14 protein-coding genes are annotated in these 14118 nt (G+C 30.6%); 11 read left to right on the top strand and 3 right to left on the bottom strand.

The genetic code is table 11. The features are described from left to right. Position 1: 1 nt before the first annotated feature. Positions 2–1012, top strand: coding sequence for a heparin lyase I family protein (locus ACTTBN_RS07550; RefSeq protein ID WP_440681820.1), 1011 nt, complete (start codon positions 2–4; stop codon positions 1010–1012). Here ACTTBN_RS07550 and ACTTBN_RS07545 read toward each other — a convergent pair whose 3' ends face one another. Together ACTTBN_RS07545 and ACTTBN_RS07540 are read right to left on the bottom strand one after the other, a co-directional pair. Then, positions 1013–2290, bottom strand: coding sequence for a Y-family DNA polymerase (locus tag ACTTBN_RS07545; RefSeq protein ID WP_440681819.1), 1278 nt, complete (start codon positions 2288–2290; stop codon positions 1013–1015). It lies immediately after the preceding gene. Then, positions 2268–2663 (bottom strand): LexA family protein, encoded by a 396-nt coding sequence (locus ACTTBN_RS07540; protein WP_075506508.1) that lies wholly within the window; start codon positions 2661–2663, stop codon positions 2268–2270. The genes ACTTBN_RS07545 and ACTTBN_RS07540 overlap by 23 nt, the downstream gene beginning before the upstream one ends. Positions 2664–2851: 188 nt before the next feature. On the opposite strand from ACTTBN_RS07540, the gene ACTTBN_RS07535 reads away from it, so the two are divergent. The 6 genes from ACTTBN_RS07535 (at position 2852) to alaS (ending at position 9866) form a co-directional block, all read left to right on the top strand. Next, positions 2852–3235 carry a VOC family protein gene (locus ACTTBN_RS07535; RefSeq protein ID WP_440681818.1) on the top strand — a complete coding sequence of 128 codons (384 nt, stop codon included), beginning with the start codon at positions 2852–2854 and terminating at the stop codon, positions 3233–3235. Positions 3236–3248: 13 nt separating this feature from the next. Beyond that, a complete protein-coding gene (locus ACTTBN_RS07530; RefSeq protein ID WP_440681817.1) occupies positions 3249–3614 on the top strand; it encodes a GFA family protein in 366 nt (121 codons plus the stop codon). 7 nt (positions 3615–3621) lie between these two features. Continuing rightward, positions 3622–4548: a uridine kinase gene (locus tag ACTTBN_RS07525; RefSeq protein ID WP_440681816.1), complete on the top strand. Its 927-nt coding sequence runs from the start codon at positions 3622–3624 to the stop codon at positions 4546–4548. Further along, the gene (locus ACTTBN_RS07520; RefSeq protein ID WP_440681815.1) at positions 4545–5843 is read left to right on the top strand and encodes a TolC family protein; all 1299 of its coding nucleotides are present in this window, start codon (positions 4545–4547) and stop codon (positions 5841–5843) included. Before ACTTBN_RS07525 ends, ACTTBN_RS07520 begins: the two co-directional genes overlap by 4 nt. Positions 5844–5950: 107 nt before the next feature. After that, positions 5951–7105, top strand: coding sequence for a recombinase RecA (gene recA, locus ACTTBN_RS07515; RefSeq protein ID WP_440613910.1), 1155 nt, complete (start codon positions 5951–5953; stop codon positions 7103–7105). A gap of 94 nt (positions 7106–7199) precedes the next feature. Further along, the gene (alaS, locus tag ACTTBN_RS07510) at positions 7200–9866 is read left to right on the top strand and encodes an alanine--tRNA ligase (RefSeq protein WP_440681814.1); all 2667 of its coding nucleotides are present in this window, start codon (positions 7200–7202) and stop codon (positions 9864–9866) included. On the opposite strand, the gene ACTTBN_RS07505 is transcribed toward alaS, so the two are convergent. Beyond that, complete coding sequence (locus ACTTBN_RS07505; protein ID WP_440681813.1) at positions 9858–11072, bottom strand: NADP-dependent isocitrate dehydrogenase; 1215 nt, start codon at positions 11070–11072, stop codon at positions 9858–9860. The genes alaS and ACTTBN_RS07505 overlap by 9 nt on opposite strands. 76 nt (positions 11073–11148) lie before the next feature. Here ACTTBN_RS07505 and ACTTBN_RS07500 point away from each other — a divergent pair, with 76 nt between their 5' ends. The 4 genes from ACTTBN_RS07500 to ACTTBN_RS07485 are packed head-to-tail and all read left to right on the top strand — an operon-like array spanning position 11149 to position 14113. Further along, complete coding sequence (locus ACTTBN_RS07500; protein ID WP_440681812.1) at positions 11149–11796, top strand: phosphatidylserine decarboxylase; 648 nt, start codon at positions 11149–11151, stop codon at positions 11794–11796. A gap of 2 nt (positions 11797–11798) precedes the next feature. After that, positions 11799–12602, top strand: a complete 804-nt coding sequence (gene pssA, locus ACTTBN_RS07495) for a CDP-diacylglycerol--serine O-phosphatidyltransferase (RefSeq protein WP_440681811.1) — start codon at positions 11799–11801, stop codon at positions 12600–12602. Continuing rightward, positions 12602–13501: a glycosyltransferase gene (locus ACTTBN_RS07490; RefSeq protein ID WP_440681810.1), complete on the top strand. Its 900-nt coding sequence runs from the start codon at positions 12602–12604 to the stop codon at positions 13499–13501. The genes pssA and ACTTBN_RS07490 overlap by 1 nt, the downstream gene beginning before the upstream one ends. Next, positions 13502–14113 (top strand): RlmE family RNA methyltransferase, encoded by a 612-nt coding sequence (locus ACTTBN_RS07485; protein WP_440681809.1) that lies wholly within the window; start codon positions 13502–13504, stop codon positions 14111–14113. Positions 14114–14118 lie beyond the last annotated feature (5 nt).

Below are 14118 nucleotides of genomic sequence, written 5' to 3'. Positions count from 1 at the left end.
AATGAAAAAAATTATAATCATTCTTCTATCTCTCTTGTTAATTCCATCATATTCGTACGCTGGTAAATGGCATACAAATATGAAAAAGCAGGAGAAGAAAGATTTTGCGAATTATGTCCTTAGAAATCAATCTAAAAATAAAATGGTTTTTAATCTTAGAAATGTTCCTAACAGACCTGGACTATATAAGTTTTTTGATAATCTTGAAGACCGTATGGGAGTTGCAGAAAAAGGAATTGAATTCAATTTAAGCTACACTGATGTAGGTGATAAATTAGATTGGAGTAGATGGAGCAGACCAGGTTTTGCTCAGAGATTTCAAATTATGGAACCATTGAAATACACAACTAAAAAAGGAAAAACAAAATGGTATCGAGTTGGCTATTTTATTCCTAAAAATTTTAATACATCAAAGCATAATATCTCTTTATTTGATTTTAAAATGATTTATGGTAAAGGAGAAAAGGCAGTAGGACCATCATTCAACATAAATAATAATAGTATTCTATGGATGTGGAATGACACAAATTATAAAGTGGCACCAAATGAGGGCGGAGAACAATATTACTTTGACAGTTATGGAATTCATCTTGATGATAGATTTTCTCCTTTAAGAGGTAAATGGGTAAACCTACTAATTAATGCAAAATGGGCTAAAGATGGGTTTTTACATTTATGGATTGATGGAAAATTAAGATCTAGTTACTTTGGAGATGTTTTAGGAGGAGCTTCAAGAGTAAGGTTTAAATTCGGTCCTTATAGAAATTATATGACAGATGCAACTGATCAAGGTTTAGAAGTTAAAAATGCTGTCATTCGTTACTCTAATGTTGGAAAAGCAGATAAATGTGATGATTTATGGAGTGGATGTGATGAAATTATTAGTCAACTAACTAACAACTCTCAAGTTCATGGAGCAATATCTGTTAATTTTTGTATTCCGTCTGGTGACGGTGATAAACCAGCAACTTGTGAAAATCTTGGCTATCCACAAAATCCTAGACCCTTTTAATTAAGCTCTAATCGTTGGTAAACAATAAAAATCAGCAGTATCTATTTTAGAAGAATACTGTCTTCTCATATTCCATTTTTTATTAACACCAGCACTTGCAACACTTAAGGTAGATCTTCCATATCGGTGATTAGTATTATCAATAGATCTCATTAAGCTATTTATTTTTTCATCTTTTTCAGAAGTGAATAAATTTGTTTTATCACTTGCATTCGATAATCCTGTTAGCATTACACCTGCTTTTTGATAGCGATAACCATTTTTAAATATACTCTCAAGAATTGAAACTGCAGTTTTAACAGTTTCAATACTGTTGTTTGTTGCAATAGGAAAATCAACTGTCTTTGCATTTGAATAATAACCAAAGTTTCTATGAAAAGGACTGGTTCTGACAAATACCGTAATTGCTTTTGCAACTAAAGATTCTGATCTAATTTTTTCAGATGCATTTAAACAATAGTTTGCAACTGCTTCTTTTAATTCTTGGAACGTTTCAATTCTTTTTCCAAATGATCTTGAAACTACACAACTCTTTCTTTTGGTAGTAGTTGTTTCTAAATCAATACAAGGAATCCCTCTAAGCTCCATTGCTGTTCTTGAACTTAAAACATTGGAACTTTTCTTTATCCATGTATTAGATTTATTCTTAAGTTGCTTCGCATTATAAATTCCATGCTTTTGATAAAATTTAGTAAGTTGTCGCCCAACACCCCAGACATCATTAATTTCAACTTTTTCTAAAATAGGATCTAAATTATCTATTCCAATTAAACTGGTAACACCTGATTGTTTTTTCTTTGCAATATGGTTTGCAACTTTACTTAATGTTTTTGTTTTTGCGATCCCTATACTCGTTGGAATACCAGTCCATTGTAAAACTGTTTCTCTAATTTCTTTTCCAACTTTTTCTACATCCTGATCTTTAAAGTTTGATAAATCTAAAAATGCTTCATCAATTGAATAAACTTCTATTTCAGAATTAAATCTTTTAAGAGTTCGCATCACTCTTCTTGATAAATCTCCATACAAAGAATAGTTTGATGAAAAAACATTTACATTATTCTTAACAATAATATCTTTTGCTTTAAAATAAGGTTCCCCCATTTTAATTCCTAAAGCTTTTGCTTCATTGGATCTTGAGATGATACAACCATCATTATTAGACAAAACAACAACAGGTTTTTTTCTTATTTTAGGATTGAATAATCTTTCACAAGAAACATAAAAAGAATTGCAATCAACGAGTGCTATTTTTTTAGTATACTGAGTGGATGACATAAGTAACTACTCCCCAAATAAAAACATCTTGTTCTTCATTAATTAAAATTCTGTCAGAAAATTCTTTAGAACCAGAAGTTAAAAATTTTTTATCTCGTTCTTGAACTAAAGTTTTAACTACAAGTTCGTCATGAACATTTGCAATCACTGTTGAAAAGTTTTTTGGTTTTAAACTTTTATCAACGACTAATAAATCTCCATCATTAATGCCAACATCGACCATCGATTTACCTTGAACTCTGATGATGAAAGTTGCTGGAACATTTCTTATTAAATGCATGTTCAGATCGATATCTTCTTCGATATAATCTGTTGCAGGAGAAGGAAAGCCAGCGCCTGCTTTATGTAGATAATAAGGGATTGTTAGTTTCATGTTCTTGTTTTGTTCTAGTTTATAGACTATTTATGGAATACACTCAATAGGTTGTATTTTGAGTCTGTAACTGAATCAAAAGTGAATCAAAACGTGAACATCCAATCCACATATTGTGGACTTGTGGATAACTTCAACCATAGATAGTTTAAGTTGGTTATTTAAATATATAAATTCTGAGTTTGATTATGAACGTTTTAGATTTTGTTATGGTTGGTTCTAATGATCATCAAAAATCAGGTGACTTTTATGATGCTGTTTTTAAACCTTTAAAATTAAAAAGAATTTTAAAAACAGAAAAGTATTTGGGTTACGCTCATTCAAGTGATCCAGATAAAGTTCAATTTTATGTAACACATCCTGTAAATGGTGAGCCTGCAACTTTTGGAAATGGAACGCAAATTACTTTGTTAGCTGACACTAAAGAAGCAGTGGATAAATTTTACGAAGTTGCGATTTCAAAAGGAGCGACAGATGAAGGTGGACCAGGCGTTAGAAAAGATGGAAATTATTATGCATACGTTCGTGATTTAGATGGAAATAAGATTGCAGCAAAAAGTATTTTAACTTAAATTAAGGAGATATATGAAACTAAGTTGTCATTGTGGATCTGTAGAAGCTGAAATTAATTCTACAGTTAATGAATTAGCAAAGATTGTCAGATGTAATTGTTCAATTTGTAAAAGAAAAAATGCAACAATGGGTATGGTTAAAAATGAAGATTTTAAACTTACAAAAGGTGAGGATAAAATAAAACTTTATCAATATCATACAAAAGTTGCCAAACATTATTTTTGTACAGAATGTGGAATTTACACTCATCATAATCCAAGAAGTGCACCAACTATGACTGGATTTAATTTAGGTTGCGTTGATGAAGTTAAAGTTGAAGATATAAAAGAGATAGCTCAATTTGATGGTCTCAACCATCCAATGGACCAAGAAAAATAAAAGTTCAATGCAATCTACTGCTGAGTGTTTTAAAAAAGTTAAAAGTGATTGTCTAAAGTTTATTAAATCACAAGAAACCTCAAAAGAAAAATTTAGCAATAAAGACAAGATGCTAAAATCTTTTCTGATTCCAGTGAGTTTTTGGATTGCAAAAAAAGCTAATAATAAAAAACCTTACTTTGTTGGTTTGGCAGGAGGACAAGGAACTGGTAAAACTACAATAAGTTCAATTATAAAAATAATTTTAGAAAAATATTTTAAATTAAAAGTATTTAAAATTTCTATTGATGATTTTTATAAAACTAGAAAAGAAAGATCTAGTTTATCTAATAAAGTCCATCCTATGTTGATGACAAGAGGAGTGCCAGGAACGCATGATGTAAAAATTATGTTGGATTTCTTTAAAAAATCAAAAAGTAAAAACTTTAAATCAATAAAGTTACCAAGTTTTAATAAGGCAGTTGATGACCGATCTCTTAAAAAAAATTGGTACAATATTAAAGAGCAGCCAGATGTAATTATATTTGAAGGTTGGTGTGTTGGTGCAAGAGCTGAAGTTAGCAAAACGCTTAAAAAACCAATTAATTCTCTTGAAAGAACTAAAGATCAAAAACTTATTTGGAGAAAATATGTAAATGAGCAACTTAAGACAAAATACAAAAAGCTATATTCTCAGTTAAATTGTCTGATTTATTTAAAAGCTAAAAATTTCAGCTTACTTCAGAAATGGAGACTTAAACAAGAGCATAAGTTATGGTTAAATACTAAAAATAAATCTAGTCATAAAATAATGAGTAAAGGTGATGTTATTAATTTTATGCAAACTTACCAAAGAATTACACAGAACATGTTTAAATTTGCTTCAAAATATTCTACAATTATCTTAAATTTAAATAGCAACCATCAAATTAAGACAATAAAATATAATAAATGAAAAAGTTTTTAATAATTATCTTTTGTTCAATTATTTTTCCATTAAGTGCATTTTCAGCAACTTTAAAGGAAGCACTTAAACAAACATTTGATAATAATCTTGAGCTTCAAGCAGAAAGAAAAAATTTAGAAATCCAGCAAGAAGTAATCAATATGTCTAGAAGCGATTTATTGCCTACTTTAACTCTTACAGGTAAAAAAAATTTTGAGGAAACGAATGAAATTACCACACAGGCTGGTGCAGATACATCAGTTGCAGATGTAGATACAGGATCAGCTTCAATTAAACTTGAACAAACATTACTTGATGGAAGCGGAAGAAAAACAGAATATGAAAAAAGTAAGTTAGGGTTAAATTTAACAGAAGCAAAATTAATACAAAAAGAACAAGAAATATTCTTAAGAGCGATAGAAGCATATACAGGATTAATCTTAGCTTATGAAAAATTAAATATTAATGAAGAAAACGTAAACTTACTACAAAGACAATTTGAATTAGATAATGCAAGATTAAGTAGGGGACAAATCACTGCATCAGATTTAGCACAATCACAATCTTCTCTTGCTGGAGCACAAGCAAGATATATTGAGGCTCAAAATAATATAGTAACTAGTAAATTAAATTATGAAAATGTAATTGGTACTATTGCTGAAGAAGCTAAATTGAAAAAAATATATAACGCAGAAGTAACAATCCCTAAAAATTTAAGTGAAGCTAAAAAAATATCTTTAGAGAAAAGTCCAGAGTTAATTATTGCTGAAATAGAATACGGTCAATCAGAACTAGATGTAAAAATTGCAAGATCTGATCTTTCGCCAACTGCAAAAATTTCATTAGAGAGAACTTATACTGATGATTTAAGTTCAACTTATGATGAAAGAGAAAAAGATGTCTTGCAAGCAACAGTTTCATGGCCTTTCCAATTTGGTGGAAAGAATAAATCTAACGTAACAAAAAATCTTCAAGCTAAGGGAATGAAAAGATTGCTATTAGAGAATGCTCAGAAAAATAATACACAATCAGTGACTTCTTCTTGGTCAACTTTACAATCTTCAAGAAGCTTTTTACAAGCTGTACAATCACAAGTTAAAGCTTCAGAAGTTGCAACTGAAGGAATTAGCTTTGAATATGAAAGTGGATCAGGAAGATCTACATTTGATGTTCTTCAATCTAGGTCAAACTTAATTAATGCTAAAATTAATCTTGCTGAAGCTGAAAGAAGCTATTTGTTAGCTCAATACAGAGTTTTAAAATCAGTAGGACTTTTAAATAGCGACTATTTAAATCTTAAGTAATTTAGTCATTTTTACTCAATAAAAACAAAAATCTTGCCAATGAGAACAAAATGTGTACATTTAAACCATGATTCGACTGTTAAAAAACGTAAAAAAAGAGGCAAAAAATGACGAAAAGTAACCTAAAAGTAGTTAAATCTACTAAAGATCAAGAAATGGATATTAAAGAAAAGAACAAAGCATTAGATGCTGCAATAGCTCAAATTACAGATAATTTTGGAAAAGGCTCTGTAATGAAGCTTGGCCAAAAGAGAGCTATGGATATTGAGTCTGTTTCAACAGGTTCTTTAAGTCTTGATTTAGCTTTAGGTATAGGCGGATTACCAAAAGGAAGAATTATTGAAGTTTATGGACCAGAATCATCTGGAAAAACAACATTAGCATTGCAAGTTGTTGCTGAAGCTCAAAAAGCAGGTGGAATTTGTGCATTCGTTGATGCAGAGCACGCTTTAGATCCAGTTTATGCAAAAAAATTAGGAGTAAACACTGAAGAACTTTTAATCTCACAGCCAGATGCTGGTGAACAAGCATTAGAAATTGCTGATACGCTAGTAAAATCAGGCTCTATTTCAGTTATTGTAATCGACTCTGTTGCAGCTTTAACGCCAAAAGCTGAGATCGAAGGTGAGATGGGAGATCATCATGTTGGTCTTCAATCAAGATTAATGAGTCAGGCTTTAAGAAAATTAACAAGCTCAATATCAAACACAAACACAATGATGATTTTCATCAACCAAATCAGAATGAAGATTGGAGTTATGTTTGGAAGTCCTGAAACTACATCAGGTGGTAATGCACTTAAGTTTTATTCATCTGTTAGAATGGATATTAGAAGAATAGGTGCAATCAAAGACAAAGATGAAATTATTGGTAACTCTACAAGAGTGAAGGTAGTTAAAAATAAAGTAGCTCCGCCATTTAAAGTAGTTGAATTTGATTTGATGTATGGAAGAGGAATTAGCAAGATGGGTGAATTAGTCGATCTTGGTTCCAAAGCAGATATTATTGAAAAATCAGGAGCATGGTATGCTTATAAAGGAGAGAAGATTGGTCAAGGTAGAGAGAATGCTAAGACTTATCTAGCTCAAAATCCTAAAGTTGCTGCAGAAATAGAAATGGCAATTAGGGAAAAAGCTGGTGTTATATCTAAAAAAATAGAAGGAAACCCGATAGATCCTGAAAAATTGGAAAAAGAAAAGAAAGTAGCTGAAAAAGAAGAAGAAGCAAAAGCTGAAGCTACTCCTCCATCTAAAAAGAATTAATAGGTCATCTTTATTAATAAAAGGCGCTTAATTTAAGCGCCTTTTTTCCCGTACTGCATCTAGACATAAAATAAAAAAGCTGTATTTTAAAAATATGGCAGACAAAACTCTCAACGAAATTAGAAATACTTTCCTAAAGTATTTTGAAAAGAATGATCATCAGATTGTGGAATCTAGTAATTTGGTTCCAAATAATGATCCAACATTGATGTTTGCTAATTCTGGAATGGTTCAATTTAAGAACGTGTTCACAGGGTTAGAAAAACGAGATTATGTAAGAGCAACTACTTCACAAAAATGTGTCAGAGCTGGTGGTAAGCATAATGATTTAGAAAACGTAGGTTACACACCTCGACATCATACTTTCTTTGAAATGTTGGGAAATTTTTCATTTGGAGATTACTTTAAAGAGCAAGCAATTGATTACGCATGGAATTTAATCACTAAAGATTTTGGAATAGATAAAAATAGACTTTATGTAACTGTATTCCATGAGGATGATGAAGCCTTCAATTTTTGGAAGAAAATAGCAGGTTTTAGCGATGATAGAATTATCAGAATAGCAACATCAGATAATTTTTGGTCAATGGGAGAAACAGGACCATGTGGACCATGTTCAGAAATCTTTTTTGATCATGGTGAACATTTACATGGTGGATTACCTGGCACTAAAGATGAAGATGGAGATAGATTTATTGAAATTTGGAACTTGGTCTTTATGCAATTTGAACAAGTTAAAAAAGATAAAAGAATAAATCTTCCAAAACCATCTGTTGATACTGGAATGGGGTTAGAAAGAATTGCTGCATTATTGCAAGGTACTCACGATAATTATGAGACAGATCATTTTAAAAAAATAATTAATTCTGCATCAGACATAATTAAAATTAAATCAGATAAATCTAATCTTTCGAGCTTTAGAGTTATTGCTGATCACTTAAGAGCAAGTTCATTTTTAATTGCTGAAGGAGTGTTGCCATCTAATGAAGGAAGGGGTTATGTACTTCGAAGAATTATGCGAAGAGGGATGAGACACTCTCATTTGTTAGGAGCTAAGGATCCAGTTTTTTCTAAATTGTTTGATACATTACTAAATGAAATGTCAGGAAATTATCCTGAACTAAAAAGAGCAGAGTCTTTAATTAAAGAAACTTTAAAAATGGAAGAAGAAAAATTTTTAGTTCTTTTAGATAGAGGAATTAAAATTTTAAATGATGAGATTTCTAAAATAGACAAAGTTTTACCAGGTGACATTGCCTTTAAACTTTATGAAACTTATGGTTTCCCAATTGATCTTACAGAGGATATTTTAAAATCAAAATCTTTAGAATTTGATAAAGAAAGATTTGGCGAGTTGATGAGAGAAAGTATAGAGCTTGCTAGAAAAAATTGGAAAGGATCCGGAGATAGTGCAGTTGAGCAAGTTTGGTATGGTGTAAAAGAAAAACACGGAGCTACAGAATTTTTAGGATATGAAAATGATCAAGCACAAGGAGTTATAAAATCACTTCTTAAAAATCACAAAGAGGTTGATACTTTAAATTCTGGAGATGAGGGCATCATTGTTGTTAACCAAACACCATTTTATGCTGAATCTGGAGGTCAAGTAGGGGATACAGGATTGATTTCTAAGGATGAGTTTGAATTTGAAGTAAATGATGTTCAAAAAAAATTGGGAGATCTATTTGTTCATTATGGAAAAGTGAAAAAAGGTTCAATAAAATTAGAGCAAGATGTTGAAATGAAAATCAATATTGAGAAAAGAAATGATACAAGAGCATATCATTCAGCAACTCATTTATTACACGAATCTTTAAGACGAGTTTTAGGTCCACACGTTACTCAAAAAGGTTCTCTTGTTGAGCCAGAAAGATTAAGATTTGATTTTAGTCATATGAAACCAATTTCAGATGATGAGATGGTAAAAATTGAAAGTCATGTAAATGATATGATTTCTAAACAATCTGATGTAACCACAAGAATTATGACACCTAAAGAGGCAGTTGATAATGGAGCTTTGGCTTTATTTGGTGAGAAATATGGAGATGAAGTGAGGGTATTATCAATGGGAGATGAAGGAGAAAAATACTTTTCAACTGAGTTATGTGGTGGAACCCATGTAAAAAATACTGGTGATATTGGTAAATTTAAAATTATTAGCCAATCTTCAATTGCTGCAGGAGTTAGAAGAGTAGAAGCTTTAAGAGATAAGCAATTAGAGGATTATCTTAAAAATAAAGAGAAAATGTTAAATTTGTCCTCTGAAAAAGATGATGAACAAATTAATGCATTGAGCAGGCAAATCTCTGATCTTGGTGGAAAACCTAGTTTAGATGAAAGTGATAAAAAAGTTTTAATCAAAAATTTAAATAAACAATTAGAAACTCTATCAGTTAATTCAATATTACAAGATCGATCCAAAAATAAAGTTAATGATCAAGATATCAATGGGGTGAAAGTAAGATTTCAAAATGTTGAAGATCTTCCACCTAAAGAATTAAGAAAACTTGTAGACAAAGGAAAAAAAGAATTGGGTGAAGGTATTGTAATAGTTTTTGCAAGCAAAGACGACAAAGTTGGCATTGCTGTAGGTGTAACTGAAAAATTAACTGAAAAATTTGATGCAGTAAAATTTGTTAAAGCAGGCTCAGAAGTAATTGGAGGTAAAGGTGGAGGTGGAAGAAAAGACTTTGCTCAAGCAGGTGGTCAAGACCAATCCAAAATCAATGATGCTTTTGAAAAAATAAAATCTTTAATTTAATTTCTTTTTAAGATTACCATCAATTTCATCTAAAAACTGATTAGTAGTTAAAAACTTACTGTTCGGTCCAACAAGAATTGCTAAATCTTTTGTCATAGATCCATTTTCAACACACTCAATACATACTGTTTCTAGTGTTTGAGCAAATTTAATTAACTCTTGGTTGTTATCTAATTTTCCTCTATGAGCCAATCCTCTTGTCCATGCAAATATAGACGCAATAGGATTTGTGGAAGTTTCCTTGCCTTGTTGATGCATTCTATAGTGTCTAGTAACAGTTCCATGAGCAGCTTCTGCTTCCATCACTTTTCCATCAGGAGTTAATAGAGTACTTGTCATTAATCCTAATGATCCATAACCTTGAGCCATGGTATCAGACTGGACATCGCCATCATAATTTTTACATGCCCAAATATATTTTCCACTCCATTTCATTGCACATGCAACCATGTCATCAATTAATCTATGTTCATAGGTTAATTTATGTTTTTCAAATTCTTCTTTGTATTCATTATCGAATACTTCTTGGAAAATATCTTTAAATCTTCCATCATATTGTTTTAAAATTGTATTTTTTGTCGACATGTACACAGGCCATTTTTTAATTAAGCCATAGCTAAAGCATGATCTTGCAAAGTCTTGAATAGATTTATCTAAATTATACATTGATAGTGCTACACCAGGACCAGTGAAATTAAATACCTCATATTTTATTTCATCTTTTCCATCTTCTGATGTCCACTTAACTTCCATTTTACCTTTTCCAGGCACTTTAAAATCTGTGGCCCTATATTGATCACCAAAAGCATGTCTTCCAATAATCACAGGATCTGTCCACGAAGGAACTAGCTTTGGAATATTTTTACAAATAATTGGTTCTCTGAATACCGTTCCTCCAATAATGTTTCTGATTGTTCCATTAGGAGATCTCCACATTTTTTTTAAATCAAATTCTTCTACTCTTGCTTCATCAGGAGTAATGGTTGCGCATTTAATTCCAACACCAATTTTTTTGATAGCATTTGCTGAGTCTATTGTGATCTGGTCATCTGTATTATCTCTGCTTTTCATTCCAAGATCGTAATATTCAATGCCAAGATCTATATATGGAAGAATTAATTTGTTTTTAATAAACTCCCAGATAATTCGAGTCATTTCATCGCCATCTAACTCGACAACTGGGTTATTTACCTTGATTTTACTCATTAAATTAAATTTATCTTATTAATTGAATTTGATTGGTTTATATACATATTAATCGAAAATTAGCAAATAGAAGAATATGTTTACCAAGATTTTTCCAAAAATACATACAGAGGGTTACAAGTTTATTGTAATCGCAGGCTTCATCACAATCATCTTACTGTTAGTAAATGGATTTTTAGGATTAATCGGATTGCTATTAACAATATGGGTTTATTATTTCTTTAGAGACCCTGAAAGAGTCATCATAAGAGACGATAATTATCTAGTAAGTCCAGCAGACGGAGAGGTAATTAAAGTTGAAGAGGTAGATGGACCAAAAGAATTAAATTTAGAAAACAAGAAATTTAAAAAGATTAGTATCTTCATGAACGTATTTGATTGTCATGTAAATAGAACTCCTTGTTCAGGACAAGTTGAAGATATTTTATACAAGCCAGGAAAATTTTTAAATGCCTCATTAGATAAAGCGAGCGAAGATAACGAGAGGAATTATTATAAGTTAAAAGATAATCATGGAAATGATATTGTCATAGTTCAAATAGCAGGTTTAGTTGCAAGAAGAATTGTTTGCGAAACAAATAAAGATCAAACATTAAATCAAGGTGATCGAATAGGAATGATAAGGTTTGGCAGTAGAGCAGATGTTTATTATGAAAATTATGAACCATTGGTTAAAATTGGTCAAACTGCTATTTCAGGGGAAACTCTATTAGCCAAAAGATAGATATGCAACAACCTAAAAAAAATTTTAAAATAGTTCCTGAAAAAAGGAGTGCTAGAGTAATTTTACCTAACATGCTGACACTTATAGGTGTTTGTATTGGTCTTACTTCTATAAGATTTGCACTGGATGGAAGATATGAATTTGCAATTATTGCAATAATTATTGCAGCAGTCATTGATGGACTAGATGGTAGAATAGCAAGACTAATCAAAGGTACTTCAAAAGTTGGGAAAGAATTAGACTCTTTGACTGATATGATAAGCTTTGGAGTCGCTCCTGCCTTTATAATGTATTTTTGGAAATTAAATGAACTTGGAAGATTTGGTTGGTTAGTTTGTTTAATTTATGTAATTTGTGTTGCATTAAGATTGGCACGTTTCAATGTAAATACAGGAGGTGAACCATCTTGGAGAGATAATTTTTTTGAGGGCGTCCCATCACCAGCTGGTGGAATTTTAGTATTAACACCACTGATATTTAGTATGTCTAGTATTGAATTATTTAAAATAGATTATGCGATTATTGTACCAATTTTCTTTATCGTCACCTCTTTTTTATTAATTAGTAAGTTTCCAAGTTATTCATTTAAAAAAATTGTAATACAAAGAAAAGCAACAATATTCTTGCTATTTGGTATAGTATTATTTTTTGGGCTTCTATTAATCTACCCATTTAATGTTATTTCAATAAGTGGAATTATTTACTTATCATTATTGCCAATTAGTTATTTCCATTATCAAAAACTTAGAAAAGAAAATGAAGATATTAATCAAACAGAAGATGATGATCTTGAAGACGTTCTTTAATGAAAAAAAATGTAATTATATCTTTAGCTGATTCAAAATATTATGAACTTTTGGACGAACTTGTTAATTCCATAAAACAATTCAAAGAAAGTGAAAATACTGCTATTTGCATTTTAGATGCAGGTTTAGCCGATGAACAAAAGGAAAAATTATCTTTAAAAGTAGACGAGATTAAATCTGCAGATTGGGATATTGAAGTTCCTGATTTTAAAGTAAAAGGAAGAGAATGGTTAAAAAGCCAGGTATCAAGAGCTTTTTTACCAAAATATTTTCCTGGTTATGAGAAATATTTGTGGATTGATGCAGATGCTTGGGTCAATTCCTGGGATGCAATAGAATTATACTTTAAAGGGTGTGAGAATAACAAACTTTCTATAGCAACATCAGCTGATAGAGCTTATGGAAGAGTTTTAAGAGCTGAATGGGTATTTGGAAGTTTTGCAAAAATCAAATCACAAAATTATAAACATGCGAAATCATCTGGATTTTCAGAAAAGATAGCAAGAACAGTTGCATTAAAACCTCATTTAAATATTGGAGTTTTTGCTTTAGAGGCAAATGCAAATCACTGGGAAGTCTGGCAAAAAAATTTGAGGATAGCTTTGAAGTCTGGAAAAATTTGGGGATCTGAACAAATTGCAATGAATATAACCATTTATAATGACGAGCTTCCTGTAGAGATATTACCTGCATACTGTAATTGGACTTTAATAGAAGCTTTAAGATTTGATAAGTCTACTAGTACTCTTGTTGAACCATACTTACCAAATCATCAAATAGGAATTGTACATTTTGCTGGAAAAAATAACGACCAGATAAGAAACAACAAAAATTTTATATCAAAAGTAAAAACTTTAGATGGTGATTTAATTGATTTAAAACTTAGGTTTAATAAATAATTGAAAAAAAATAAAATATCTAAAAATTGGGTCAATAAACAACGAAGAGATATTTACGTAAGGCAATCAAAAGTTGATGGATATAGAGCACGTTCTGCTTATAAATTAATTGAAATTGACGAAAAATATAAAATATTTAAAGGCGGATTAACCGTTATAGATATAGGTGCAGCTCCTGGTAGCTGGTCACAATATGCTGAAAAGACAGCTAAGAATGGAAAATTAATTTCAATTGACTTAAAAAAAATGGAACCCATTGGATCTAGTATCCAAATTCAAGGAGATTTTACTGAAGAAAATGTCCAAGAAGAAATAAAGAAGAATGCTATATCTAAAGTAGATGTTGTAATGTCAGATATGGCGGTAAATACAACGGGAATTAAGAATATAGATTCAATTCAAACAGGTGAACTATGTAAAGAAGCAATGGTATTTGCAAAAGATTTGTTAAGTGATAATGGTTATTTTATTTCTAAAATTTTTATGGGTGGAACTTTCAACGAAATAGTCGCAGAAGGTAAGAAATATTTTAAAGAAGTTAATGTTTTCAAACCTAAATCGAGTAGAAAAGATTCTAAAGAAAGTTTTATAATTTGTAAAAAACTTAGATAGAGACT

This window comes from Candidatus Pelagibacter sp. HIMB1623 (assembly GCF_052047695.1).
Taxonomy (GTDB): Bacteria; Pseudomonadota; Alphaproteobacteria; order Pelagibacterales; family Pelagibacteraceae; genus Pelagibacter.
Note: the sequence above shows the minus strand (reverse complement) of the source record. Positions and strands in the feature narration are given on the sequence as shown.